Origin of the sequence: Plantactinospora sp. CA-294935 (assembly GCF_050936445.1) — a bacterium.
GTDB lineage: Bacteria > Actinomycetota > Actinomycetes > Mycobacteriales > Micromonosporaceae > Plantactinospora.
Genome location: NZ_JBNJMU010000001.1, coordinates 3,083,277 through 3,108,876 on the forward strand (window position 1 = coordinate 3,083,277; position 25,600 = coordinate 3,108,876).

General features: G+C 69.3%; 25 protein-coding genes and 1 tRNA gene. 25 read left to right on the forward strand and 1 reads right to left on the reverse strand.

Annotated elements, in window-relative coordinates; all coding sequences use genetic code 11:
• Nucleotides 1-116: 116 nt before the first annotated feature.
• The 15 genes from rpmG (at nt 117) to ACQEVC_RS13845 (ending at nt 16,239) form a co-directional block, all read left to right on the forward strand.
• Nucleotides 117-284: a 50S ribosomal protein L33 gene (rpmG, locus tag ACQEVC_RS13775; protein ID WP_013288652.1), complete on the forward strand. Its 168-nt coding sequence runs from the start codon at nt 117-119 to the stop codon at nt 282-284.
• A 227-nt stretch (nt 285-511) separates the two neighbouring features.
• A complete protein-coding gene (locus tag ACQEVC_RS13780) occupies nt 512-958 on the forward strand; it encodes a MaoC family dehydratase N-terminal domain-containing protein (protein WP_318395966.1) in 447 nt (148 codons plus the stop codon).
• 1 nt (nt 959) lies between these two features.
• Nucleotides 960-1,352, forward strand: a complete 393-nt coding sequence (locus ACQEVC_RS13785) for a MaoC family dehydratase (RefSeq protein WP_432876950.1) — start codon at nt 960-962, stop codon at nt 1,350-1,352.
• Nucleotides 1,353-1,491: 139 nt separating this feature from the next.
• Nucleotides 1,492-1,564, forward strand: a tRNA-Trp gene (locus ACQEVC_RS13790).
• Nucleotides 1,565-1,841: 277 nt separating this feature from the next.
• The gene (gene secE / locus ACQEVC_RS13795; protein ID WP_432876953.1) at nt 1,842-2,231 is read left to right on the forward strand and encodes a preprotein translocase subunit SecE; all 390 of its coding nucleotides are present in this window, start codon (nt 1,842-1,844) and stop codon (nt 2,229-2,231) included.
• Nucleotides 2,232-2,269: 38 nt separating this feature from the next.
• Nucleotides 2,270-2,989: a transcription termination/antitermination protein NusG gene (nusG, locus tag ACQEVC_RS13800; protein ID WP_107260922.1), complete on the forward strand. Its 720-nt coding sequence runs from the start codon at nt 2,270-2,272 to the stop codon at nt 2,987-2,989.
• Between the two features lie 188 nt (nt 2,990-3,177).
• The gene (rplK, locus tag ACQEVC_RS13805) at nt 3,178-3,609 is read left to right on the forward strand and encodes a 50S ribosomal protein L11 (RefSeq protein ID WP_318395963.1); all 432 of its coding nucleotides are present in this window, start codon (nt 3,178-3,180) and stop codon (nt 3,607-3,609) included.
• A 90-nt stretch (nt 3,610-3,699) separates the two neighbouring features.
• Complete coding sequence (gene rplA / locus ACQEVC_RS13810) at nt 3,700-4,413, forward strand: 50S ribosomal protein L1 (protein ID WP_318395962.1); 714 nt, start codon at nt 3,700-3,702, stop codon at nt 4,411-4,413.
• Nucleotides 4,414-4,583: 170 nt separating this feature from the next.
• Nucleotides 4,584-5,684 (forward strand): ATP-binding cassette domain-containing protein, encoded by a 1,101-nt coding sequence (locus tag ACQEVC_RS13815; protein WP_432876958.1) that lies wholly within the window; start codon nt 4,584-4,586, stop codon nt 5,682-5,684.
• A complete protein-coding gene (locus ACQEVC_RS13820; RefSeq protein WP_432876960.1) occupies nt 5,681-6,370 on the forward strand; it encodes a hypothetical protein in 690 nt (229 codons plus the stop codon). Before ACQEVC_RS13815 ends, ACQEVC_RS13820 begins: the two co-directional genes overlap by 4 nt.
• Nucleotides 6,371-6,734: 364 nt before the next feature.
• Nucleotides 6,735-7,274 (forward strand): 50S ribosomal protein L10, encoded by a 540-nt coding sequence (rplJ, locus tag ACQEVC_RS13825; protein ID WP_432876962.1) that lies wholly within the window; start codon nt 6,735-6,737, stop codon nt 7,272-7,274.
• Nucleotides 7,275-7,336: 62 nt separating this feature from the next.
• Nucleotides 7,337-7,720 (forward strand): 50S ribosomal protein L7/L12, encoded by a 384-nt coding sequence (gene rplL / locus ACQEVC_RS13830; protein ID WP_318395959.1) that lies wholly within the window; start codon nt 7,337-7,339, stop codon nt 7,718-7,720.
• A 661-nt stretch (nt 7,721-8,381) separates the two neighbouring features.
• Nucleotides 8,382-11,813, forward strand: a complete 3,432-nt coding sequence (locus ACQEVC_RS13835) for a DNA-directed RNA polymerase subunit beta (RefSeq protein WP_432876966.1) — start codon at nt 8,382-8,384, stop codon at nt 11,811-11,813.
• A gap of 92 nt (nt 11,814-11,905) precedes the next feature.
• Nucleotides 11,906-15,793 carry a DNA-directed RNA polymerase subunit beta' gene (locus ACQEVC_RS13840; protein WP_432876968.1) on the forward strand — a complete coding sequence of 1,296 codons (3,888 nt, stop codon included), beginning with the start codon at nt 11,906-11,908 and terminating at the stop codon, nt 15,791-15,793.
• Between the two features lie 98 nt (nt 15,794-15,891).
• Complete coding sequence (locus ACQEVC_RS13845; RefSeq protein ID WP_432891364.1) at nt 15,892-16,239, forward strand: hypothetical protein; 348 nt, start codon at nt 15,892-15,894, stop codon at nt 16,237-16,239.
• 261 nt (nt 16,240-16,500) lie between these two features.
• Here the strand turns inward: ACQEVC_RS13845 and ACQEVC_RS13850 are convergent, their stop codons facing one another.
• On the reverse strand, nt 16,501-16,890 hold the full coding sequence (locus ACQEVC_RS13850) for a hypothetical protein (protein ID WP_432876971.1): 390 nt from the start codon (nt 16,888-16,890) through the stop codon (nt 16,501-16,503).
• Between ACQEVC_RS13850 and ACQEVC_RS13855 the strand changes: the two genes are divergently transcribed.
• The 10 genes from ACQEVC_RS13855 (at nt 16,889) to rplB (ending at nt 25,586) form a co-directional block, all read left to right on the forward strand.
• Complete coding sequence (locus ACQEVC_RS13855; RefSeq protein ID WP_432876973.1) at nt 16,889-17,425, forward strand: hypothetical protein; 537 nt, start codon at nt 16,889-16,891, stop codon at nt 17,423-17,425. The genes ACQEVC_RS13850 and ACQEVC_RS13855 overlap by 2 nt on opposite strands.
• Nucleotides 17,426-17,916: 491 nt before the next feature.
• Complete coding sequence (gene rpsL / locus ACQEVC_RS13860) at nt 17,917-18,291, forward strand: 30S ribosomal protein S12 (RefSeq protein WP_101368150.1); 375 nt, start codon at nt 17,917-17,919, stop codon at nt 18,289-18,291.
• 1 nt (nt 18,292) lies between these two features.
• On the forward strand, nt 18,293-18,763 hold the full coding sequence (gene rpsG, locus ACQEVC_RS13865) for a 30S ribosomal protein S7 (protein WP_101368149.1): 471 nt from the start codon (nt 18,293-18,295) through the stop codon (nt 18,761-18,763).
• A gap of 99 nt (nt 18,764-18,862) precedes the next feature.
• Nucleotides 18,863-20,959, forward strand: a complete 2,097-nt coding sequence (gene fusA / locus ACQEVC_RS13870) for an elongation factor G (protein WP_432876978.1) — start codon at nt 18,863-18,865, stop codon at nt 20,957-20,959.
• 235 nt (nt 20,960-21,194) lie between these two features.
• Entirely contained in the window at nt 21,195-22,388 is a 1,194-nt protein-coding gene (tuf, locus tag ACQEVC_RS13875; protein ID WP_318395954.1) for an elongation factor Tu, read from the forward strand.
• Nucleotides 22,389-22,746: 358 nt separating this feature from the next.
• Complete coding sequence (rpsJ, locus tag ACQEVC_RS13880; RefSeq protein WP_007073037.1) at nt 22,747-23,055, forward strand: 30S ribosomal protein S10; 309 nt, start codon at nt 22,747-22,749, stop codon at nt 23,053-23,055.
• 11 nt (nt 23,056-23,066) lie between these two features.
• The gene (gene rplC / locus ACQEVC_RS13885) at nt 23,067-23,729 is read left to right on the forward strand and encodes a 50S ribosomal protein L3 (RefSeq protein ID WP_318395953.1); all 663 of its coding nucleotides are present in this window, start codon (nt 23,067-23,069) and stop codon (nt 23,727-23,729) included.
• A gap of 52 nt (nt 23,730-23,781) precedes the next feature.
• The gene (gene rplD, locus ACQEVC_RS13890; RefSeq protein ID WP_318395952.1) at nt 23,782-24,435 is read left to right on the forward strand and encodes a 50S ribosomal protein L4; all 654 of its coding nucleotides are present in this window, start codon (nt 23,782-23,784) and stop codon (nt 24,433-24,435) included.
• A complete protein-coding gene (rplW, locus tag ACQEVC_RS13895; protein WP_101368144.1) occupies nt 24,432-24,734 on the forward strand; it encodes a 50S ribosomal protein L23 in 303 nt (100 codons plus the stop codon). The genes rplD and rplW overlap by 4 nt, the downstream gene beginning before the upstream one ends.
• A gap of 12 nt (nt 24,735-24,746) precedes the next feature.
• Entirely contained in the window at nt 24,747-25,586 is an 840-nt protein-coding gene (rplB, locus tag ACQEVC_RS13900) for a 50S ribosomal protein L2 (RefSeq protein ID WP_346258311.1), read from the forward strand.
• Nucleotides 25,587-25,600 lie beyond the last annotated feature (14 nt).

Consider the following 25,600-nt stretch of genomic DNA (forward strand, 5'->3'; position numbering starts at 1 on the left):
CCGACCCGGAGACCGAAACGAGGGGGCGCCGTTGGCGCCCACTTTGCGTGTCCGCGTGGCAGGCGTCTACGCTGGTACGTCGTAGTTCAGTCCGCTAACGAGGAAGGCGCCCCGCCGTGGCCAAGGCGACCGATGTCCGTCCCAAGATCACTTTGGCGTGTGTGGAGTGCAAGGAGCGCAACTACATCACGCGTAAGAACCGCCGTAACGACCCGGACCGCATCGAGCTGAAGAAGTTCTGCCCCCGGGACGGCAAGCACACCGTTCACCGCGAGACCCGCTGATCCACCGCCGACGCGAGTCGGCCGGTCAGAGACCTCCAGCATCGCCGTTCCGACCCTGGCGAGCGCGCCTGCGAGCCCGCTCCCGCCGGGGCCGGGGCGGCGATTCTGCTGTCTGCGGCCGGCCCGGCGCCGGCGTGCGGCGGGACCGCTCCGGGCGTCCCGCGGGCGCGTTCCGGCCGCTGGGCGGTGACCACGGCGGCTCGCCCCGGCCGTGTAGGTTCGGCGGCATGTCCCTGGACCCGTCCTTCGTCGGTCGCAGCTATCCGCCGACCCCGCCCTACCAGGTGGGGCGCGAGAAGATCCGAGAGTTCGCCGCCGCGATCGGCGCTGCCGACCCGGCGCACCACGATCCGGATGCCGCCCGGGCGCTCGGGCACGCCGACGTGGTGGCCCCGCCGACGTACCCGTTCACGATCACCATGGCGGCCAACCGGCAGATCGTCGATGATCCGCAACTCGGGGTCGACTACAGCCGGGTGGTCCACGGCGACCAGCGGTTCCGGTACACCCGGCCGGTGGTGGCCGGCGACGAGCTGGTCTGCGTCAACACGATCGAGGAGATCGTCAACCGGGGCGCACACGCCTTCATGACCACCCGCACCGAGGTGAACACGACCGCCGGGGAACCGGTGGTCACCGTCTGGACCAAGCTCGTCGTACGCGGAGAGGGCTGAGATGGATCTGTCTCCCCGGACCTTCCGGATCACCCGCGCGGACCTGATCCGGTACGCGGGCGCCTCGGGTGACTTCAATCCGATCCACTGGAGCGACCGGTTCGCCACCAAGGTGGGACTGCCCGGGGTGATCGCGCACGGCATGTTCACCATGGCGCTGGTCGGGCGGGCGGTCACCGACTGGGCCGGCTCGCCGGACGCGGTGGTGGAATACAGCGTCCGGTTCACCCGGCCGGTCGTGGTCCCGGACGACGACGAGGGCACCGAGATCGAGGTGAGCGCCGCCGTGCGGGGCGAGCCCGAGGACGGACTCACCCGGCTCGACCTGACCGCCACCTGCCACGGGGAAAAAGTGCTGGCCCAGGCCAGGGCGGTGATCCGCACCCCGGCCTAGTCCGGCCCGGACCAGGTACGGCGGGCTCGCTGGGGCACACCGGTTGGGAAACTCGTGCCTCTACCCGTACACTGGTCCGCCGTGGGGCAAGTGGCCTCTACTCAGGCGTGCGTGCCTGAGTGGGTCCAGCTGCCCGCACAGGGGTGTAGCTCAATTGGCAGAGCAGCGGTCTCCAAAACCGCAGGCTGCAGGTTCAAGTCCTGTCACCCCTGCGCCTACGGCCTGACCGGTCCCGGGATCGGCGTCGCCACCACCTGTGGCGACCGGCTCGTGTTGGTGGCACCGGCGGGGTCGAGCCGGGGCGGTCAGTCCGCCCGGTCCGTCCCCTGACGGATCCGCCGGCCGCGGGCCGTTCCGGGGACGGTCGTCCGGAGGGTTCGGTCGAGGGCGGTCGGCGCCTGCGGCGGAGACTCCGGGTTCCGGCCGGCGTGAAAAGCGCAGCGCGCGCCCACCGGCGCGCGTACCAACCACCCGGCGACGGAGGGCGAAGTGGCCGAGAAGAATCGGCGCGACGAGGACGACAACGACCGTCTCGACGACGAGATGATCGACGACGTTGTCGACGATGACGCCGACGACGAGGCGGACGAGCCGGTCGGACGTGGTGGCACCGCCACCCGGGAGCGCACCAAGGCCGATTCGGCGGACAGCAGGCCCACCACCAAGACCGAGGGTCGGGTCGGAATATTCGGCCGGCTTGCCCGGTTCTTCCGCGAGGTCGTGGCAGAGCTGCGTAAGGTCATCTGGCCGACCCGTAAGGAGCTGCTGACCTACACCGCCGTGGTGGTCGTGTTCGTCGCCGTGGTGCTGACGATCGTGGCCGGGCTGGACTACGCCTTCGCCCGCGGCGTGCTGTGGGTCTTCGGCGGCTCCAGCTGACCACCTGCCCCACCTGATAGTGACGGAAGTGAGCGAGCGTGCCTGAGTACGACGAGACCGCCGAGACCCCGGACGAGCAGTCCGCGGTGGCGACGGCGAGCGGTACCGAGTCGGTCGAGGCCGCCAACGAGCCGGAGTTCGCCGCCGCCGAGGCGCCGGACGAGGACTACGACCCGGTCGCCGAGCTGCGGCAGAAGCTGCGCTACGCGCCCGGTGACTGGTTTGTGGTCCACTCGTACGCCGGTTACGAGAACAAGGTCAAGACGAACCTGGAGACCCGGATCACCAGCCTCGACATGGAGGAGTTCATCTACCAGGTCGAGGTGCCGACCCGGGAAGAGGTCGAGGTCAAGAACGGCAAGCGCCTCCAGGTCCAGAACAAGGTCTTCCCGGGCTACATCCTGGTCCGGATGGAGCTGACCCCGGAGTCGTACTCCTGCGTGCGCAACACCCCCGGGGTGACCGGCTTCGTCGGCGCGACCGACCGGGCCGACCGGCCGGCGCCGCTCTCGCTCGACGAGGTGCTCAAGTGGCTCGCCCCGGCGGTGGAGACCGAGACCAAGAAGGCGAAGCCGGAGGTCAAGGTGCTCGACTTCGAGGTCGGTGACTCGGTCACCGTGACCGACGGCGCCTTCGCGTCGCTGCCGGCCACGATCAGCGAGATCAACGCCGACCAGCAGAAGCTCAAGGTCCTGGTGTCGATCTTCGGTCGGGAGACTCCGGTCGAGCTCAACTTCAACCAGGTCGCCAAGATCTGATTGACGGGCGCCCGGCGGTCCGGGCCTCGTCAGGATCCGACCCGGCCGGCTTCGGCCGACCTCGGCGCCGCGCCCGCGAGGGCGCTGCGCTACTCTTGAACGTCGCCCGCCATGCAGGCGCGCTTGACCGTGCGCGTCAACGGGTGACCTCAGGTGCACGTTCCCCAGTTTCAAGCCCAGGAAGAGACATGCCTCCGAAGAAGAAGCTCGTCAAGACGTTCACGCTTCAGCTCCCGGCGGGCCAGGCCACCCCGGCGCCGCCGGTCGGTCCGGCGCTGGGTCAGCACGGCGTCAACATCATGGAGTTCTGCAAGTCCTACAACTCGCAGACCGAGTCGCAGCGCGGTGACATCGTGCCGGCCGAGATCAGCGTGTACGAGGACCGGACCTTCACCTTCGTGCTGAAGACCCCGCCCGCCGCCCGACTGCTGATCAAGGCTGCCGGCGTGCAGAAGGGCTCCGGCGTCCCGCAGAGCCAGAAGGTCGGCTCGGTCACCCGCGCCCAGCTGCGCGAGATCGCCGAGAAGAAGATGGCCGACCTGAACGCCAACGACCTCGACCAGGCCGAGAAGATCATCGCCGGCACCGCCCGGTCGATGGGCATCACGGTCAAGGAATAGGTCCTCCCTACCACCCCTGACCGGCACGACCAGTTCGTGGGAGGGCCGCGGCGCTCCGCAGCCCGCCAGACACCACAGGAGTAATCAGAGATGCAGCGCAGCAAGAGCTACCGCAAGGCCGCCGAGGCCATCGACCGGGACAAGCTCTACACCCCGATCGAGGCCGTCAAGCTGGCCAAGGGGAGCAGCACGGTCAAGTTCGACGCCACGGTCGAGGTCGCGATGCGCCTCGGCGTCGACCCCCGCAAGGCCGACCAGATGGTCCGGGGCACGGTCAACCTTCCGCACGGCACCGGCAAGACCGCCCGCGTGATCGTCTTCGCGGCCGGCGCCAAGGCCGAGGAGGCGACCGCCGCCGGAGCGGACGTGGTCGGCACCGACGAGCTGGTCGCCCGGATCCAGGAGGGCTGGCTGGACTTCGACGCGGCGATCGCCACACCGGACCAGATGGCCAAGATCGGCCGGATCGCGCGGATCCTGGGCCCGCGCGGTCTCATGCCGAACCCGAAGACCGGCACGGTGACCATGGACGTCACCAAGGCCGTCTCGGACATCAAGGGCGGCAAGATCACCTTCCGGGTGGACAAGCACTCCAACCTGCACCTGATCATCGGCAAGGCCTCGTTCTCCGAGGCCCAGCTGGTGGAGAACTACGCCGCGGTGCTCGACGAGGTCCTCCGGACCAAGCCGTCCGCGGCCAAGGGCAAGTACCTCAGGAAGGTCACCCTGACCACCACCATGGGCCCGGGCGTTCCGGTCGACCCGAACGTGGTGAAGAACCTGCGGGAGTCGGCCGAGGCCTGAGCCTCGACCGAACCGGTCAGTCCCGTCCGACGCGGGGCGCCCAGCGACGTTTCGCGGGCGCCCCGCATCGGCGTTTCCGGTGCCCGGGCGGGCTTCGCATCGGTGTCACCGCCATCCTCCGGCGCGCTGCGGCTCCGCGTTCCGGGCGGCGCTGTGGCACTCTGCTATCCGTGCGACTGGATCAGGTCTGGCTGCGGTACGGAGTCCGCGCCCCGTGGGTGCTGCGCGCGGTCGAGCTGGAGATCGGCCCCGGGCAGAGCGCCGTGGTGCTGGGCCGCAACGGCGTGGGCAAGTCGACGCTGCTCCAGGTGGCGGTGGGCGTACTGGACCCGACCCGGGGTGTGGTCCGGGACCGGCCCAGTGCGGTCGGCTGGGTGCCGGAGCGCTTTCCGGCGGACCAGCCGTACACCGTCGACCAGTACCTCACCGGGATGGGTCGGATCCGGGGGCTCTCGGCCGCGGCAGCCGCCCGTGCCGTGACCGGCTGGATCGAGCGCCTCGGGCTGGCGGCGTACCGCGACGTCCGGCTGCCGGCGCTCTCCAAGGGCACCGCCCAGAAGGTCGGGCTGGCCCAGGCCCTGCTCCGCCCGCCCGGACTGCTCGTCCTGGACGAACCGTGGGAGGGGCTGGACGCGGCCACCCGCGAACTGGTCCCCGAGCTGATCGGGGAGGTACTCGACGACGGCGGCGCCGTACTGGTCAGCGACCACCGTGGCGAGACGGTCCGGCTGCCGCACGCCGCGCAGTGGAGCGTGGCCGACGGGACCGTGAGCGTCCTGTCTCCGGGCTCCGGCGGCCAGCGGCCCGCCGGGGCCGAGACCTCTGCCGGGACTGCCTCCGCCGTGCCTCCGACCTTTGCCGGGGGTGTCTCCACCGGGCCTCCGATCGCCGGTGGCGGTGTCTCCGCCGTGCCTCCGGCCGGTGCCGACCAGCGGGCCGCCGGGGCCGGGACCTCCGTGGTGGAGATCGCGGTGCCGACCGAGCGGGCCCTGGAGACCGTCGCCGCGCTGCGCCGCGCCGGCCACCAGGTGCTAGGGGTACACCGCGCGGAGCCACCGCCCGCCGGACACGGTGACCTTGCGGCCGAAGTGCCCGCTCCGCCCCGCCGCCCAGCAGCCAGGGGCACCCGGACCGTCCCTGGTGCCCAGGCTGTTCCGGCTGTTCCGGCCGCTCCGGCTGTTCCGGCCGCTCCAGGCAAGGCGGTCGGGGCGGTCGACGGGGGTGGCGAGCAGCCGACCGAACCCGTCGCGGCCACCGGGGAGGCGTCGTGACCGCGCTGGCCCGGATGCGGTTGGCGGGATTCGTCCGGACCGCCCGGGCGCTGCCGCCGTTGATCGCCGGGCTGGTCGCACTCACCGTGCTGTACGGGGGCGGTGCCGCACAGGCCGCCGAGGCGTACGGTGTCTCCGCCGTGGTGCTCTTCCCGGTCCTGGCCTGGCAGACCAAGCTGCTGCTGGACACCGAGCCGGACACCCAGCGCCGGCTTGCCGTGGTCGCCGCCGGCCGCCGGGCGGAGCTGGCCGGCGGGATCCTCGCCGCCGGGCTGGCCGGGCTGGCCCTGGTCCCGGTCGCGCTGCTGCTGCCCTGGTTGGTGGGCGGGGTGACCGGGCCCCAACGGGACGGCGACCTGCCGCTCGCGCTGGGCCTGACGGTCGGGCTCTGGGCACACCTGCTGGTCCTGCCGGCGGCCGTCGGCCTGGGCGCGCTGGCCAGCCGGGCGGCGACCAACAGCCCGCTGTACGGGCTAGCCGCCATGGTCGGCGGGGTGGTCGGGGTGTACGTCTTCGGGTTGAAGGACTCCGTGCTGCCCTGGATCGCGCCCCCGGTACTCGCCACCGCCCGGGCCAGCACCGCCGGGCCGACCGGCTGGTCGGTGGCCCTGTTGACCGGGCACGCCCTGCTCTGGAGCGCTGCGGCGCTGGCCGGGTACGCCTGGCTGCGCCGCCGCCGGACCTGAGCCCGGGGACGGTGGCGCGTGAGCGGGGACGGGCCGGACGTGAGCCGGACCACCTCGGGTGATTTGGCCGTTACGGCAGGCATCCCGTACTCTGATAAGTCGGTCAGGCTAGCCTGGCCGACGTTCTAACCCAGAGACCGCTGGTCACCGTGCCCCGGCACGGTCGAAGGTCCCGCTCGACGGGCGGCCCGCGCAGGGGAGACGGTAGCGTGCCAGGTCGTGTCCGCATGACCTTCCCGCCCCGTGCGCCCTGCGCCGGGGCTTCTCTCGTTGTGGCGGAACTTCCGATCCGCACCCGGGCTCCGATCGCGCCCAGACGGCCGATCGGGCCGTGATCAGCCTGGAGCAACGAGAGAGGAGGGACATGGCGGACAAGCCGGTTCGGGCCGACAAGGCCACCGCCGTCGCCGAGCTCACCGAATACTTCCGCAACTCGGGAGCCACCGTGCTCACCGAGTACCGCGGCCTGACGGTTTCCCAGCTCACCCAGCTACGCCGCTCGCTCGGTCGGGACACGACCTACGAGGTGGCGAAGAACACGCTGGCCAAGCGTGCCGCGACGGACGCTGGCATTGCCGGCCTCGACGAGCTGTTCACCGGTCCTACCGCGCTGACCTTCGTCTCCGGCGACGTGGTCGAGGCGGCGAAGGGTCTGCGGGAGTTCGCGAAGGCCAACCCGAGGCTCGTCATCAAGGGTGGCGTCTTCGAGGGCCGGGCGATCACCGCGGACGAGGTCAACAAGCTCGCCGACCTCGAGTCCCGTGAGGTGCTGCTGGCCAAGATGGCCGGCGCGATGAAGGGCAGCCTGAGCAAGGCCGCTGCCCTGTTCCAGGCGCCGCTGGCGCAGACCGCCCGCCTGGCGGCTGCCCTGCAGGACAAGCGTGAGAAGGAGGGGCAGGCCTGAGCGGCCAGCCCTCCGGTACCCCCGATATTCGTGTAAGAGATTAGGAAAGGACGCCAGACACCATGGCGAAGCTCAGCACCGAAGAGCTGCTCGACGCGTTCAAGGAGATGACGCTGATCGAGCTCTCGGAGTTCGTGAAGCAGTTCGAGACCACCTTCGACGTGACCGCCGCCGCGCCGGTGGCCATCGCTGCCGGTGGCCCCGCGGCCCCGGCTGCCGAGGCCGAGCCGGAGCAGGACGAGTTCGACGTCATCCTGGAGGCCGACGGCGGCAAGAAGATCCAGGTCATCAAGGTCGTGCGTGAGCTGACCGGCCTGGGCCTGAAGGAGGCCAAGGACCTCGTCGAGGGCGCGCCGAAGCCGGTCCTGGAGAAGGCCAACAAGGAGGCCGCCGACAAGGCCAAGGCCAAGCTCGAGGCCGAGGGCGCGAAGGTCACCCTCAAGTAGTTCCGCACCGCGTCGCCCCCGGGCGCCCGTACCGACCAGCTCTCCGTTCCGCCGAGCGGGGGCCGCAGAGGTACGGGCCACCGGAGGCGGCTCGCGTCGGCTAGTGAGCTGACGCACAGCAATGTCGCCGACGGGCGGCGATCCGGCGCCGGATCGCCGCCCGTCTCCGTTCGTTGACAGGCTGCGACCGTCGATGATCAGGGCTTTGGCGCCTCGGACGGCCGTCGTCGGCCCGTCCGGCCGGTCAGGCTCGGATGGCGACCCGGGCAAAGACGTCGCCCGACCCGGTCATCAGCCCTTGACGCGGCAGGAACCGGCAGGCACGCTGACATCAGCAAGACCTTCCGCGCTTGCGACGGCCGACACCTGGGTAAGGGCCACGGAGCACCACGAGCCGCTGGTCCCTACGAGGCCTAGCGGGATGCGTGCGGGACGTGTGAGCGCGCTCGGCGCGCGCCAGCCGGCGGCTGGCGACACGTTCTGCAACGCCCTGCCGTGGTGGGCTGGACAGCGGTTAGCCGCTCGGCTACACTGCTAGTTTGCGCTGCCTTCCGACTTGACCCCTGCTCGGAATGTCCAGTTTTGGGCGTTTGGAGTGGGGCCATTGGAGTGCACGCGTGACAGCCGCATCTAGCAGCACCGGTCCTCGGAAGGACGCATCTTGGCAGCTTCCCGCCCTGCGAAGACCAGTCGTACGTCGAGCGCTTTCGCGCCCCGCCGAATCTCCTTCGGCAGGATTACCGAACACCTCGAGGTCCCCAACCTCCTCGCCATCCAGAACGAGTCGTTTGACTGGCTGGTCGGCAACGAGGCTTGGCAGGGCCGGTCGGCCGACGACCCGCACGCTCGATCGGGTCTCGCCGAGATCCTCGACGAGATCAGTCCCATTGAGGACTTCTCTGGCACTATGTCGCTTTCCTTCTCCGCGCCGCGCTTCGACGAGGTCAAGGCCTCGATCGAGGAGTGCAAGGAGAAGGACCTGACCTACTGCGCCCCGCTGTTCGTGACCGCGGAGTTCACCAACAACACCACTGGCGAGATCAAGAGCCAGACGGTGTTCATGGGTGACTTCCCGATGATGACGCCGAAGGGCACCTTCATCATCAACGGCACCGAGCGCGTGGTGGTCAGCCAGCTCGTCCGGTCCCCGGGCGTCTACTTCGACAAGCAGCCGGACAAGACCTCCGACCGCGATCTCTCCAGCGTCAAGGTCATCCCGAGTCGGGGTGCCTGGCTGGAGTTCGACATCGACAAGCGCGACACCGTGGGTGTCCGCATCGACCGTAAGCGCCGGCAGGCCGTCACCGTCCTGCTCAAGGCGATCGGCTGGACCAACGAGCAGATCCGCGAGCGGTTCGGCTGGTCCGAGCTGATGATGACCACCCTGGAGAAGGACCACATCGCCGGGGTGGACGAGGCGCTGCTCGACATCTACCGCAAGCTCCGGCCGGGCGAGCCTCCCACCCGGGAGAACGCCCAGACCCTGCTCGACAACCTCTTCTTCAACCCGAAGAGGTACGACGTCGCCAAGGTCGGCCGATACAAGTTCAACAAGAAGCTCGAGCTGGACGTGCCGATCAACACCGGCACGCTGACCGAGGACGACATCGTCGCCACCGTGGAGTACCTCTGCCGGCTGCACGCCGGTGAGGAGGGCTACGAGGCCGACGACATCGACCACTTCGGCAACCGCCGGCTCCGTACCGTGGGCGAGCTGATCCAGAACCAGGTTCGGGTCGGCCTCTCCCGGATGGAGCGGGTGGTCCGCGAGCGGATGACCACCCAGGACGTCGAGGCGATCACCCCGCAGACCCTGATCAACATCCGTCCGGTGGTGGCGGCGATCAAGGAGTTCTTCGGTACGTCGCAGCTGTCTCAGTTCATGGACCAGACCAACCCGCTGGCGGGCCTGACCCACCGGCGCCGGCTGAGCGCGCTCGGCCCGGGTGGTCTGTCCCGGGAGCGGGCCGGCTTCGAGGTCCGGGACGTGCACCCGTCGCACTACGGCCGGATGTGCCCGATCGAGACGCCGGAAGGCCCGAACATCGGCCTGATCGGCGCCCTGTCGACCTTCGGCCGGGTCAACCCGTTCGGCTTCATCGAGACGCCGTACCGGAAGGTGGTCGAGGGCCGGGTCACCGACCAGATCGACTACCTGACTGCCGACGAGGAGGACCGGTTCGTCAAGGCGCAGGCCAACACCGCGCTGCGTGCGGACGGCACCTTCGCCGAGGACCGGGTCCTGGTCCGCCGGAAGGGCGGTGAGGTCGACTACGTCGCTCCCACCGCGGTCGACTACATGGACGTGTCGCCGCGCCAGATGGTGTCGGTCGCCACCGCCATGATTCCGTTCCTCGAGCACGACGACGCCAACCGGGCACTGATGGGCGCGAACATGCAGCGCCAGGCGGTGCCGCTGGTCAAGGCCGAGTCGCCGCTGGTCGGTACCGGTATGGAATACCGGGCCGCGGTGGACGCCGGTGACGTGGTCGTCGCCGAGGTCGGCGGCGTGGTCGAGGACCTGTGCGCCGACTACGTGACGGTGCACCAGGACGACGGCCACCGGCGTACCTACCTGCTGCACAAGTTCCGCCGCTCCAACGCGGGCTCCTGCGTCAACCAGAAGCCGATCGTCTTCGAGGGCGACCGGGTGGAGGCGGGCCAGGTCATCGCGGACGGTCCGTGCACCGACGACGGCGAGATGGCGCTCGGCCGCAACCTGCTGGTCGCGTTCATGCCGTGGGAGGGCCACAACTACGAGGACGCGATCATCCTGTCGCAGCGCCTCGTCCAGCAGGATGCCCTCACCTCGATCCACATCGAGGAGCACGAGGTCGACGCCCGGGACACCAAGCTCGGTCCGGAGGAGATCACCCGCGACATCCCGAACGTCAGCGAGGAGATGCTCGCCGACCTCGACGAGCGCGGCATCATCCGGATCGGCGCCGAGGTCGTCACCGGCGACATCCTGGTCGGCAAGGTCACGCCCAAGGGCGAGACGGAGCTGACCCCGGAGGAGCGGCTGCTCCGCGCGATCTTCGGCGAGAAGGCGCGCGAGGTCCGGGACACCTCGCTGAAGGTGCCGCACGGCGAGACCGGCACGGTCATCGGCGTACGGACCTTCTCCCGGGAGGACGGCGACGAGCTGCCGCCGGGCGTCAACGAGCTGGTCCGGGTCTACGTGGCGCAGAAGCGGAAGATCCAGGACGGTGACAAGCTCGCCGGCCGGCACGGCAACAAGGGCGTCATCTCCAAGATCCTGCCGGTCGAGGACATGCCGTTCCTGGAGGACGGCACCCCGGTCGACATCGTGCTCAACCCGCTCGGCGTGCCGAGCCGGATGAACATCGGCCAGGTGCTGGAGACCCACCTCGGGTGGGTCGCCAAGACCGGCTGGCAGGTACAGGGTGAGGACGCGGACTGGAAGCGAGCGCTGCGGTCGATCGACGCGCACGAGTCCGAGCCGGACACCAACGTGGCGACGCCGGTCTTCGACGGCGCCAAGGAGGAGGAGATCTCCGGTCTGCTCTCGTCGACCCTGCCCAACCGGGACGGCAAGCAGCTGATCGGCGCGAGCGGCAAGGCGCAGCTCTTCGACGGACGTTCCGGCGAGCCGCTGCCCGACCCGATCGCGGTCGGCTACATCTACATCCTCAAGCTGAACCACCTGGTCGACGACAAGATCCACGCTCGGTCGACCGGCCCGTACTCGATGATCACGCAGCAGCCGCTGGGTGGTAAGGCGCAGTTCGGTGGCCAGCGGTTCGGCGAGATGGAGTGCTGGGCGATGCAGGCGTACGGCGCCGCGTACGCCCTGCAGGAGCTGCTGACGATCAAGTCCGACGACGTCCTCGGCCGGGTCAAGGTGTACGAGGCGATCGTCAAGGGCGAGAACATTCCCGAACCGGGCATCCCGGAGTCCTTCAAGGTGCTGCTCAAGGAGCTCCAGTCGCTGTGCCTCAACGTAGAGGTGCTCTCCAGCGACGGTGTGGCCCTGGAGATGCGCGAGACCGACGACGAGGTCTTCCGGGCCGCGGAGGAACTCGGCATCGACCTGTCCCGGCGTGAGCCGAGCTCGGTCGAAGAGGTGTAGGTGGGTGGTGGGTTCGGGGCGGCTCGCGCCACCCCGAACCCCAACCCCGGGTGCTAGCAACAGAAAACGACACGACACGAGGGACATATAACGTGCTCGACGTCAACTTCTTCGACGAGTTGCGGATTGGCCTGGCCACCGCTGACGACATCCGTCAGTGGTCGCACGGCGAGGTTAAGAAGCCTGAGACGATCAACTACCGCACCCTGAAGCCGGAAAAGGACGGGCTCTTCTGCGAGAAGATCTTCGGCCCGCAGCGGGACTGGGAGTGCTACTGCGGTAAGTACAAGCGGGTCCGGTTCAAGGGCATCATCTGTGAGCGCTGCGGTGTCGAGGTGACCCGCTCCAAGGTGCGGCGTGAGCGGATGGGCCACATCGAGCTGGCCGCCTCGGTGACGCACATCTGGTACTTCAAGGGTGTGCCGAGCCGGCTGGGCTACCTGCTCGACCTGGCGCCGAAGGACCTCGAAAAGATCATCTACTTCGCGTCGTACGTGGTGACCAGCGTCGACACGGAGGCGCGGCACCGCGACCTCGCCACGGTGGAGAACGAGATCCTGGCCGAGAAGCGGCAGGCCGAGAACAGCCGCGACTCGGAGATCGAGAAGCGGGCCGCCAAGCTCGAGGCCGACCTGGCCGAGCTGGAGGCCGAGGGTGCCAAGGCCGACGTGCGGCGCAAGGTCAAGGAGGGCGGAGAGCGCGAGATGCGCCAGATCCGCGACCGGGCGCAGCGCGAGATCGACCGCCTCGACGAGGTGCTGGACACCTTCCGCAAGCTGGAGCCGAAGCAGCTGGTCACCGACGAGTTGCTCTACCGCGAGCTGCGGGACCGGTTCGGCGAGTACTTCACCGGCGGGATGGGCGCCGAGGCGATCAAGGCGCTGGTCCAGAACATGGACCTGGACGCCGAGGCGGACAACCTCCGCGAGATCATCCGTAGCGGTAAGGGCCAGCGGAAGATCCGGGCGCTCAAGCGACTCAAGGTCGTGGCGGCGTTCCTGAACACCCGCAACTCGCCGCTCGGCATGGTGCTGGACTGCGTACCGGTGATCCCGCCGGACCTGCGCCCGATGGTGCAGCTCGACGGTGGCCGGTTCGCGACCTCGGACCTGAACGACCTCTACCGCCGCGTGATCAACCGGAACAACCGGCTCAAGCGACTGATCGACCTCGGCGCGCCCGAGATCATCGTCAACAACGAGAAGCGGATGCTCCAGGAGGCCGTGGACGCGCTGTTCGACAACGGACGGCGTGGTCGGCCGGTCACCGGCCCGGGTAACCGGCCGCTGAAGTCGCTGTCGGACATGCTCAAGGGCAAGCAGGGCCGGTTCCGGCAGAACCTGCTGGGCAAGCGGGTCGACTACTCCGGTCGTTCCGTGATCGTGGTCGGTCCGCAGCTCAAGCTGCACCAGTGCGGCCTGCCCAAGCAGATGGCGCTGGAGCTGTTCAAGCCGTTCGTGATGAAGCGGCTGGTCGACCTCAACCACGCACAGAACATCAAGTCCGCGAAGCGGATGGTCGAGCGGCAGCGGCCGGTCGTCTGGGACGTGCTGGAAGAGGTCATCGGCGAGCACCCGGTGCTGCTGAACCGGGCGCCGACCCTGCACCGGCTGGGCATCCAGGCGTTCGAGCCGCAGCTCGTCGAGGGCAAGGCGATCCAGATCCACCCGCTGGTCTGCACCGCGTTCAACGCGGACTTCGACGGTGACCAGATGGCGGTGCACGTACCGCTGTCCGCCGAGGCGCAGGCCGAGGCCCGGATCCTGATGCTCTCGTCCAACAACATCCTCAAGCCGGCGGACGGCAAGCCGGTCACCATGCCCACCCAGGACATGGTCATCGGCCTCTACCACCTGACCCACCTCACCCCCGGTGAGGTCGGCGAGGGCCGGGTGTTCAGCTCGGACGCCGAGGCGCGGATGGCCTTCGACAACGGTGAGCTGCACCTGCAGACCCCGGTGAAGATCCGGCTGCGCGGTGTGGTCGAGGTGGACAACGGCCCCGGTGCCTCGCGGTGGACCTCGCCGGAGGGCTGGGTCCCGGGTGAGCCGCTCACCGTGGAGACCACGCTGGGGCGGGTGCTCTTCAACGAGACCCTGCCGCAGGGCTACCGGTTCGTGAACTACGAGATCCGCAAGGGGCAGCTCTCCGCGATCGTCAACGATCTCGCCGAGCGGTTCCCGAAGGTGGCCCTGGCCGCGACGCTCGACGGGCTCAAGGAGGCCGGTTTCCACTGGGCCACCTGGTCCGGCGTGACGATCGGCATGGAGGACGTCATCGCGCCGCCGCGCAAGCGGGAGATCCTGGAGCGGTACGAGAAGGAAGCCGAGCGGATCGACAAGCAGTACCAGCGGGGTCTGATGACCGCCGAGGAACGTCGCGGCGAGCTCATCGAGATCTGGACCAAGGCGACCAACGAGGTCGCCAAGGAGATGGAGACCGCGCTGCCGCAGGAGAACCCGCTGTGGAAGATGATCAACTCGGGTGCCCGCGGTAACCTGCTCCAGCTCCGCCAGATCGCCGCGATCCGTGGTCTGGTGGCCAACCCGAAGGGTGAGATCATCCCGCGGCCGATCAAGGCCAGCTACCGGGAGGGTCTCTCCGTGCTGGAGTACTTCATCTCCACGCACGGTGCCCGGAAGGGTCTCGCCGACACGGCGCTGCGTACCGCCGACTCGGGTTACCTGACCCGTCGTCTGGTGGACGTCTCGCAGGACGTGATCATCCGCGAGGAGGACTGCGGCACCGACCGCGCCATCCCGATGCAGATCGCGACCCAGCTCGACGGCCGGCTGGTGGCACACGAGCACGTGGAGACCAGCGTGCACGCCCGTACCCTGGCCGACGACATCAAGGGCCCCGACGGCAACCTGGTCGCCGAGCGGGGTGCGGACATCAACACGATCCTGGTCGACAGGATCGTGGGGGCCGGGGTGGACACCGTACGGGTCCGCAGCGTGCTCACCTGCGAGTCCAAGCTCGGCGTCTGCGGGGCGTGCTACGGCCGCTCGCTGCCGACCGGCAAGACCGTGGACGTCGGCGAGGCGGTCGGCATCATCGCCGCCCAGTCGATCGGTGAGCCGGGTACGCAGCTCACGATGCGTACCTTCCACACCGGTGGTGTCGCGGGTGAGGACATCACCCAGGGTCTGCCCCGGGTCCAGGAGATCTTCGAGGCCCGGGTCCCGAAGGGCAAGGCGCCGATCGCCGACACCCCGGGCCGGATCCGGATCGAGGACGGCGAGCGGTCGCGCAAGATCATCGTGGTGCCGGACGACGGCAGCGACGAGATCGTGTACGACAAGATCTCCAAGCGGGTGCCGCTCCAGGCACACGACGGGGATCACGTCGACGTCGGCCAGAAGCTCACCAAGGGCACGATCGACCCGCACGAGCTGCTGCGGATCCTCGGCCCGCGGGCGGTGCAGGTCCACCTGACCCAGGAGGTCCAGGAGGTCTACCGGTCGCAGGGTGTGCTCATCCACGACAAGCACATCGAGATCATCATCCGCCAGATGCTCAAGCGGGTGACGGTGATCGACTCCGGCGCGACCGAGTTCCTGCCGGGTGTGCTGGTCGACCGGGCGCTGTTCGAGTCGGAGAACCGCCGACTCGTCTCCGAGGGCGGCGAGCCCGCGGCGGGCCGGCCGGTGCTGATGGGTATCACCAAGGCGTCGCTGGCCACCGACTCGTGGCTGTCGGCGGCGTCCTTCCAGGAGACCACCCGGGTGCTCACGGACGCGGCGATCCACGCCCGGAGCGACTCGCTGATCGGTCTCAAGGAGAACGTCATCATCGGTAAGCTCATCCCGGCCGGTACGGGCATCAGCAAGTACCGCAACATCCGGGTCGAGCCGACCGAGGAGGCGAAGGCCAAGGTCTACTCGATGACCGGCTACCCGGAGACCGACTACGGGTTCGGGCCGGCCAGCGGCCAGGCGGTGCCGTTGGACGACTTCGACTTCGGGTCGTACCGCTAAGGCGACACCCGAGGCGCCCCGCTCGTCGGTCGACGAGCGGGGCGCCTCGCTTTTCCGGCCGTGCACGCCGGGTTGGGTAGGCTGGCGGGGTGACCACGATGCCGGCCGCCAACCCGGGGACGCGGCATCCGCTCGACCCGGATCCGGTGCGCTCCACCAAGTCCCGGGCGGTCTTCGCCCTCGGCCTGGTGGCGCTGCTGACCGGTCCACTGGTCGGGGGCATCGTCCCGGCGACGCTGGCGATGGTGCTGGCCCGGCAGGCGCGCCGGGAGGCGTACGCCTCGGGGGGTTATCTGACGGGTGCCGCCTGGCTGCGTCGCGGTGAGCGGCTGGCCTGGGCCGGAGTCGCCCTCGCCGCGACCGCGCTGGTGGCGGCGACCGTGATCGGTGTGGTGAATCTGGCCGACGGCTCGGTCGGCCAGGACTTCGCGCCCGGGGTCGACTGAGCAGGCCGCCGGCGGAGGGTGGTTCGGCGGCAGGGCTACCGGACGTAACCGGGCCGGTGGCGGCTGGCCGCGCGGCGGTAACCTGACCTTGGCACGACGTGTCGGGCCCGGTCGACGGACTACTCCTCGGCCGGTCGGTTCCGCCGTGGTTGGCGGCTCGGTGGTGTGCAGGGGGATTTTCGTGACGGAGGAGGCGCAGCCACCCGGGGTGGAGCGCGCGGCGGACGAGACGCCGGGGCAGCCCGCCGGGCCCGAGCCTCGCTACCACGAACCCTCGTACACGCTGCCGCCGACTGCCGCGGCGTCGCCGACGAGCGCGCCGGGGGAGCCGGGCGGGTCGGCCAGCGAGTGGTCCCGCCCCGCGCCGACCGGGTCCGAGGCCGGGTCGGGGGTCTCCGGCACGGGCTGGGCAGGCGCCTCCACCGCCCCACTCCCGGCGAACCCGACCTGGGCGCCGAGCCCTGCCACGCCGCCGGCCCCGGCGGCCTCCACCTGGGGGCCCGGCCAGGATTCCGGCCCAGTGCCGGCGGTGCCGACCTCCGGCCCGGCCCCGGCGGGTGCGCCGGGGGCGCCCGGCGTCGCCGGGTACCCGGTGGCGGAGCCGCTCCGGGCCGCGCCGTCCGGCGGTGCGCCGACGGCGTACCCCGGCATGCCCGGTCCGGTCGGCGGAGCGGGCCCGGCCGGCGGCGGTGGACCGGCCGTGGTGCCGGCGCCGCCCCGGGAGTCGCTGCGGGCGCCCAGCCGGGTGGACGCGGTCCCGGGTACGCCGTTCGGCCTGGTACACCTCGAGGTGGCTCCGGTCACCTCGGGTCCGGCGGTGGCCTCGCTGGTGACCGGGGTCGGATCCGTGCTGGTCGCCTTCACCGCCGGCTGCCTGGGCCTCGCCGGCAGCAGCCCGGAGGACTGGGGCGGCTGGGTCGCGGGCGCCTTCGCGGTGCTCGCCGGGCTGCTCGGCCTGGCCGGCGTGCTGCTGGGCGAGCTGGGCCGCAGGCAGACCTCGCCCACCGGTCGGGCGCTCTGGCCCGGTCGCCGCCGCGTGACGCCCGCAGCCGCGCCGGGCTCCACGGCGCCGCCGGTCCGGTTCACCGGCCGGGGCCTGGCGATCGCCGGCATCAGCTGTGCCGGTGTGGGCCTCGCGCTGACGGTGCTCGCGCTGGCCGTGGCGGTGCTGCTGCAACTGGCCTGAGCGCCGTCGGCGGCCGGCCGGCCGGGGCGGACGGCTGTCGGGTTACCGGGCCGACGGGCCGATCGCGGGATCAGCCGGTACACTTGAAAACCGGCAGTGCTTCTCGGGAGCGACGCGGAGATCCGGGCCTGGCCGGGGGTTGCTCGACGACCTCCCGGAGTCCTGTTTTGACGTGCCCACTCACGGTAGGTACTCTTTCCTCTCGTGCCCGGGCATGCCCGGGCAACTCGTGCGTGTGCCCGAGTCCACGTGGTGGCAATCGAGCAACCCACGACAAAGTCGAAACAAGTCGGCTACGCCCCAGCGTGCCGACGAGCTGGAATCCGGCGTCGACGAGCGACGGCGGAAACCGCGAGCGGGCGACACGCCCGACCGCGGGTGCCGGGACCGTCCCGAGACGGCCCTGGTTGGAAGGTAAGAGAGCCACCCAGACGGGCGGCTAAGACACACGGCGCGGTCGCAGAGGGCGGCCGAAGGGAGCGGAAAACCCGGTGCCCACGATCCAGCAGTTGGTCCGCAAGGGCCGCCAGGCGAAAACGAGTAAGACCAAGACGCCGGCGCTGAAGGGGAGTCCTCAGCGGCGCGGCGTGTGCACGCGCGTGTACACCACCACCCCCAAGAAGCCGAACTCCGCGCTGCGCAAGGTCGCTCGGGTGAAGCTCAGCAGCCAGATCGAGGTGACCGCCTACATCCCGGGCGTCGGGCACAACCTCCAGGAGCACTCCCTCGTGCTGGTCCGTGGCGGCCGTGTGAAGGACCTTCCGGGCGTGCGTTACAAGATCGTCCGCGGTTCGCTGGACACCCAGGGCGTCCGCAACCGCAAGCAGGCCCGTAGCCGCTACGGCGCGAAGAAGGAGAAGAGCTGACATGCCGCGTAAGGGCCCTGCTCCGCGCCGGCCGCTGGTCGCGGACCCGGTGTACAACTCCCCGCTGGTCACCCAGCTGGTGAACAAGATCCTGCTCCGCGGCAAGCGTCAGCTCGCCGAGCGCATCGTCTACGAGGCCCTGGAGGGCTGCCGGGAGAAGTCCGGCACCGACCCCGTGGTCACGCTCAAGCGGGCGATGGACAACGTGAAGCCGACCCTGGAGGTCCGCAGCCGCCGGGTCGGTGGCGCGACCTACCAGGTGCCGGTCGAGGTCAAGCCGCAGCGTGCCACCACGCTCGGCCTGCGCTGGCTGGTCACCTACTCCCGCGCCCGCCGGGAGAAGACGATGGTCGAGCGGCTGATGAACGAGCTGCTGGACGCGAGCAACGGTCTTGGCGCCGCCGTGAAGCGGCGTGAGGACACCCACAAGATGGCCGAGTCCAACAAGGCCTTCGCGCACTACCGCTGGTAATGGCCAGCCGGGTTCCGGCGCGGTCCGCCGCGCCGGAGCCCGGGCAACGGTCGCGATCACACCGACGAGACGACGACGAGACGACAAGTAGGGATTGAAGTGGCCGCCGCAGACGCGCTCGCCAACGTACGCAACATCGGCATCATGGCGCACATCGATGCCGGTAAGACCACTACCACCGAGCGGATCCTGTTCTACACCGGCATCACCTACAAGATCGGTGAGGTCCACGAAGGCGCCGCCGTCATGGACTGGATGGAGCAGGAGCAGGAGCGGGGGATCACCATCACCTCCGCCGCCACCAAGTGTGAGTGGAAGGGCCACACGATCCAGATCATCGACACGCCCGGCCACGTCGACTTCACGGTCGAGGTCGAGCGGTCGCTGCGGGTGCTCGACGGTGCGGTCGCCGTCTACGACGGTGTCGCCGGTGTGGAGCCGCAGACGGAGAACGTCTGGCGTCAGGCCGACAAGTACAACGTCCCCCGGATGTGCTTCGTCAACAAGCTCGACCGGACCGGGGCGGACTTCTTCCGCTGCGTGCAGATGATGATCGACCGGCTCAACGCCACCCCGCTGGTGCTGCAGGTGCCGATCGGCCTGGAGGGCGACCACATCGGCGTCGTCGACCTGATCGGGATGCGGGCGCTGACCTGGCGCGGTGAGACCCAGAAGGGCGAGGACTACGCGGTCGAGGAGATCCCGGCCGACCTCGCGGAGATGGCCGCCGAGTGGCGCGAGAAGCTGATCGAGACCCTCGCCGACGTCGACGACTCGGTGATGGAGAAGTACCTCGAGGGCGAGGAACTCTCCGTCGACGCGATCAAGGCCGCCATCCGGCGGGCCACCATCGGCGGCAAGGCGAACCCGGTGCTCTGCGGTTCGGCCTTCAAGAACAAGGGCGTCCAGCCGATGCTCGACGCGGTGGTCGACTACCTGCCGTCGCCGCTGGACGTCCCGGCGATCGAGGGCACCGCCCCCGACGGCGAGACCCCGATGCTGCGCAAGCCGGACAAGAACGAGCCGTTCTCCGGGCTGGCCTTCAAGATCCAGACCGACAAGCACCTGGGCAAGCTGACCTACGTCCGCGTCTACTCGGGCACGGTGGAGTCCGGATCGCAGGTGATCAACTCCACCAAGGACCGCAAGGAGCGGATCGGCAAGATCTACCAGATGCACGCCAACAAGCGGGAAGAGCGCAGCTCGGCCCAGGCTGGCGACATCATCGCGGTGCAGGGTCTGAAGCAGACCACAACCGGCGACACCCTCTGCGACCCGGCCAACCCGGTCATCCTGGAGTCGATGACCTTCCCGGAGCCGGTCATCGAGGTCGCGATCGAGCCGAAGACAAAGGCCGACCAGGAGAAGCTGAGCACCGCTATCCAGCGGCTCGCCGAGGAGGACCCGACGTTCCGGGTCAAGCTCGACGAGGAGACCGGCCAGACCGTCATCTCCGGCATGGGCGAACTGCACCTGGACATCCTGGTGGACCGGATGCGCCGCGAGTTCAACGTCGAGGCGAACATCGGCAAGCCGCAGGTGGCGTACCGGGAGACCATCCGCCGCAAGGTGGAGAAGGTCGAGTACACCCACAAGAAGCAGACCGGTGGTTCGGGGCAGTACGCCCGGGTCATCGTCAGCCTCGAGCCGCTGCCGCTGGACAACGACTCGCCGACGTACGAGTTCGCGAACGCGGTCACCGGTGGGCGGATTCCGAGGGAGTTCATCCCCTCGGTGGACGCCGGTGCCCAGGACGCCATGCAGTACGGCATCCTCGCCGGGTTCCCGCTGGTCGGTCTGAAGCTGACCCTGCTCGACGGCCAGTACCACGAGGTCGACTCGTCGGAAATGGCCTTCAAGATCGCCGGTTCGATGGTGCTGAAGGAGGCGGCCCGCAAGGCCGACCCGGCACTGCTCGAGCCGATGATGTCCGTCGAGGTCACCACGCCCGAGGAGAACATGGGCGACGTGATCGGCGACCTCAACTCCCGGCGAGGCATCATCCAGGCGATGGAGGAGCGCAGCGGCGCTCGCATCGTCCGGGCTCTGGTGCCGCTGTCGGAGATGTTCGGCTATGTCGGCGACCTGCGGTCGAAGACCCAGGGCCGGGCTAGCTACAGCATGCAGTTCGACTCCTACGCCGAGGTTCCCGCGAGCGTGGCGAAGGAGATCATCGCGAAGGCGACGGGTGAGTGAGCGGAAACGCGCACTGACCCGTTGCCGGGCCGGTGATACCGCGAGTGCGGCGGGCGAGTAATCTCGCCCGCGGCGCCCACGGGCCGGGCTGCTAGACCGGGCCTGAAGGTTTCACCGCCGCAAGACCCACATGACTTCCCGGCCGGGAACCTCGGTCGGAAAGGCTGTCGACAGAGTCCTGAGCGCCGAATGGCGTGCCGGGCGTACGAACCAAGAAGTCCACAGGAGGACACCAGTGGCGAAGGCGAAGTTCGAGCGGACTAAGCCGCACGTCAACATCGGCACCATTGGTCACATCGACCACGGTAAGACGACGCTGACGGCGGCCATCACTAAGGTCCTGCACGACAAGATGCCGGACCTGAACCCGTACACGCCGTTCGACGAGATCGACAAGGCGCCGGAGGAGAAGGCCCGGGGCATCACGATCTCGATCGCACACGTCGAGTACCAGACCGAGGCGCGGCACTACGCACACGTCGACTGCCCCGGTCACGCCGACTACATCAAGAACATGATCACCGGTGCCGCGCAGATGGACGGCGCGATCCTGGTGGTCGCGGCGACCGACGGCCCGATGCCGCAGACCCGCGAGCACGTGCTGCTGGCCCGCCAGGTCGGCGTTCCCTACATCGTCGTGGCGCTGAACAAGAGCGACATGGTCGACGACGAGGAGCTGCTCGAGCTGGTCGAGCTCGAGGTCCGCGAGCTGCTGTCGGCGCAGGAGTACCCGGGTGACGACCTGCCGGTCGTCCGGGTGTCGGCGCTGAAGGCGCTCGAGGGCGACCCGGAGTGGACCGACAAGCTCATGGACCTGATGAGCGCCGTCGACACCGCCATTCCGCAGCCGGAGCGGGAGACCGAGAAGCCGTTCCTGATGCCGATCGAGGACGTCTTCACGATCACCGGTCGGGGCACCGTGGTCACCGGCCGCGCCGAGCGCGGCATCCTCAAGCCGAACGAGGAGGTGGAGCTCGTCGGTATCCGCGAGAAGTCGCAGAAGACGGTCTGCACCGGCATCGAGATGTTCCGCAAGCTGCTCGACGAGGCCCGCGCGGGTGAGAACGTCGGTCTGCTGCTCCGGGGCATCAAGCGCGAGGACGTCGAGCGCGGCATGGTGGTCGTCAAGCCCGGCACCACCACCCCGCACACGGAGTTCGAGGCGACCGTCTACATCCTCTCCAAGGAGGAGGGTGGCCGGCACACCCCGTTCTTCCAGAACTACCGTCCGCAGTTCTACTTCCGGACCACGGACGTTACCGGCGTCGTCACGCTGCCCGAGGGCACCGAGATGGTCATGCCGGGTGACAACACCACGATGTCGGTCAAGCTGATCCAGCCGATCGCGATGGAGGAAAACCTCAAGTTCGCGATCCGCGAGGGTGGCCGGACCGTCGGCGCCGGGTTCGTCACGAAGATCGTCAAGTAATCAAAGTAATTCAGGTAACCCCGATTAGCGTTGCCGTGCGGTAGTACGGCATACTGGTCAGGTTGCGTACCGGCGGGGTGGTTGGCTGCCCAGCAGTCAGCCACCCTTGCTGGGCGTCCGGGGATAGTTGATCTATCTCCGGCGCCCCGATACTTCCCGCACGGGCGGGACCGCCTCGGACTTTCCGGGGTGGAGTCCGGCCCCGGGGTGCGACACGCCCGACCGCGGGGGTCGGACAGCACGGGAACTGGGCAGCGCCCGAGCCCGGCATGGAACATCCCGCTCCCCCTCCGGGAGAGCGGCTCCGCTGGAGCGGGCGGGCGGGACGGACAAGGCGAGAGAAGGAACAGAGGCCACCATGGCGGGACAGAAGATCCGCATCCGGCTCAAGGCGTACGACCACGAGGTGGTCGACTCCTCGGCGCGCAAGATCGTTGAGACGGTGACGCGTACCGGGGCTCAGGTCGCGGGCCCGGTGCCGCTGCCCACGGAGATCAACCGTTTCTGCGTGATCCGTTCGCCGCACAAGTACAAGGACTCGCGTGAGCACTTCGAGATGCGCACGCACAAGCGTCTGATCGACATCATCGACCCGACCCCCAAGACGGTCGACTCGCTCATGCGCCTCGACCTGCCGGCTGGCGTCGACATCGAGATCAAGCTGTAGGGACCGGACTAATGGACAGGCAAGTGAAGGGCATCCTGGGCGCCAAGCTCGGCATGACCCAGGTCTGGGACAACAACAAGGTTGTCCCGGTGACCGTGGTGCAGGCCGGACCGTGTGTCGTGACCCAGGTCCGCACCGCTGACAAGGACGGCTACTCCGCGGTCCAGCTGGCGTACGGCGTGGTCGACCCGCGGAAGGTCAAGAAGCCGATCACCGGCCACTACGCCAAGGCGAACGTGGCGCCGCGCCGGCACATCGTCGAGCTGCGCACCACCGACGCCGCGGACTACGAGCTGGGGCAGGAGGTCAGCGTGGAGGCGTTCGCCGTCGGCACGCCGATCGACGTGACCGGCCGGACCAAGGGCAAGGGCTTCGCCGGTCCCATGAAGCGGCACGGCTTCCACGGTCTGCGCGCCAGCCACGGTGTCGAGCGCAAGCACCGCTCGCCCGGTTCGATCGGCGCCTGCGCCACCCCGGGCCGGGTCTTCAAGGGCACCCGGATGGCCGGCCGGATGGGTGGGGCGCGCTACACCGTGCAGAACCTCACCATCCAGGCGGTGGACCCGGAGAACAACCTGCTGCTGGTCCGCGGCGCCATCCCCGGCCCCAAGGGCGCGCTGGTGCTGGTCCGCTCGGCCGCCAAGGCCGTCGCGAAGAAGGGCGGTGCACAGTGAGCGCGAGGAGTGAGCTTGCGAGCCTCGCAGTCGCGAACGGAGGACGAGCGCTGTGACCACCGTTGACGTGCTGACCGCCGAGGGCACCGCGAGCGGCTCCGTCGAGCTGCCCGCCGAGGTCTTCGACGTGCAGGCGAACATCGCGCTGATGCACCAGGTCGTGGTCGCCCAGCTCGCCGCCGCGCGGCAGGGCACGCACAAGACCAAGACCCGGGGCGAGGTCGCCGGTGGCGGCAAGAAGCCGTACAAGCAGAAGGGCACCGGTCGGGCCCGGCAGGGTTCGATCCGCGCACCGCAGTTCGCCGGCGGTGGCGTCGTGCACGGGCCGGTCCCGCGCGACTACAGCCAGCGGACCCCGAAGAAGATGAAGGCGGCCGCACTGCGGGGCGCCCTCTCGGACCGGGCCCGCGGCGGCCAGGTGCACGTGGTCGAGACCTTCGTCACCGGCGACAAGCCGTCGACCAAGGGCGCCCTCGCCACGCTGCGCAAGGCGACCGAGGCCAAGCGGGTGCTGGTGGTGCTCAGCAGCACCGACGAGCTGAACTGGCTCTCGCTGCGCAACGAGCCCCGGGTGCACCTGCTGGAGGCCGGCCAGCTCAACACGTACGACGTGCTGGTGGCCGACGACGTGGTCTTCACCAAGGAGGCCCTGGACGAGTTCCTGGGTGTCCGCGGTGGGGCGCAGGGTGAGGAGAGCGACAAGTGAGCACCATCGCCGACCCGCGGGACATCATCTTCGCGCCGGTCGTCTCGGAGAAGAGCTACAGCGAGCTGAACAAGAACTGGTACACCTTCCTGGTGCACCCGGACGCCAACAAGACCGCCATCAAGATCGCGATTCAGCAGATCTTCGACGTGCGCGTCCTGACGGTGAACACGCTCAACCGCGAGGGCAAGCGCAAGCGCACCCGCACCGGGTACGGCAAGCGCAAGAACACCAAGCGGGCGATGGTGAAGCTGGCTGACGGTGACCGTATCGAGGCCTTCGGCGGCCCGGTCAGCTGAGGGGTATAGACAATGGCTATCCGTAAGTACAAGCCGACGACGCCGGGCCGGCGTGGCTCCAGCGTCGCCGACTTCGCCGAGATCACCCGGTCGACCCCGGAGAAGTCGCTGCTGGTTCCGCTGCCGAAGAAGGGCGGGCGTAACGCCCACGGCCGGATCACCACGCGGCACCACGGTGGTGGGCACAAGCGGCAGTACCGTCTGATCGACTTCAAGCGGGTCGACAAGGACGGCGTGCCGGCGAAGGTCGCGCACATCGAGTACGACCCGAACCGCACTGCGCGGATCGCGCTGCTGCACTACGCCGACGGCGAGAAGCGGTACATCATCGCGCCGAAGGACCTGAAGCAGGGCGACCGCGTCGAGTCCGGTCCGGGCGCCGACATCAAGCCGGGCAACAACCTGCCGCTGCGCAACATCCCGGTCGGTTCCACCATCCACGCGGTGGAGCTGCGTCCCGGCGGCGGCGCCAAGCTGGCCCGCTCGGCCGGCGTCGGCATCCAACTGCTGGGCCGGGAGGGTGCGTACGCCACGCTGCGGATGCCCTCCGGCGAGATCCGGCGGGTGGACGTGCGCTGCCGGGCCACCGTCGGCGAGATCGGCAACGCCGACCAGTCAAACATCAACTGGGGCAAGGCCGGCCGGATGCGCTGGAAGGGCCGCCGCCCGACCGTCCGTGGTGTGGCGATGAACCCGGTCGACCACCCGCACGGTGGTGGTGAGGGTAAGACCTCCGGTGGTCGTCACCCGGTGAACCCGCAGGGTAAGCCCGAGGGTCGTACCCGGCAGAAGGGCAAGGCGAGCGACCGCCTCATCGTCCGCCGCCGCTACGCCACCCGTAAGCGCGGCTAAGGGAGATAGGTAGA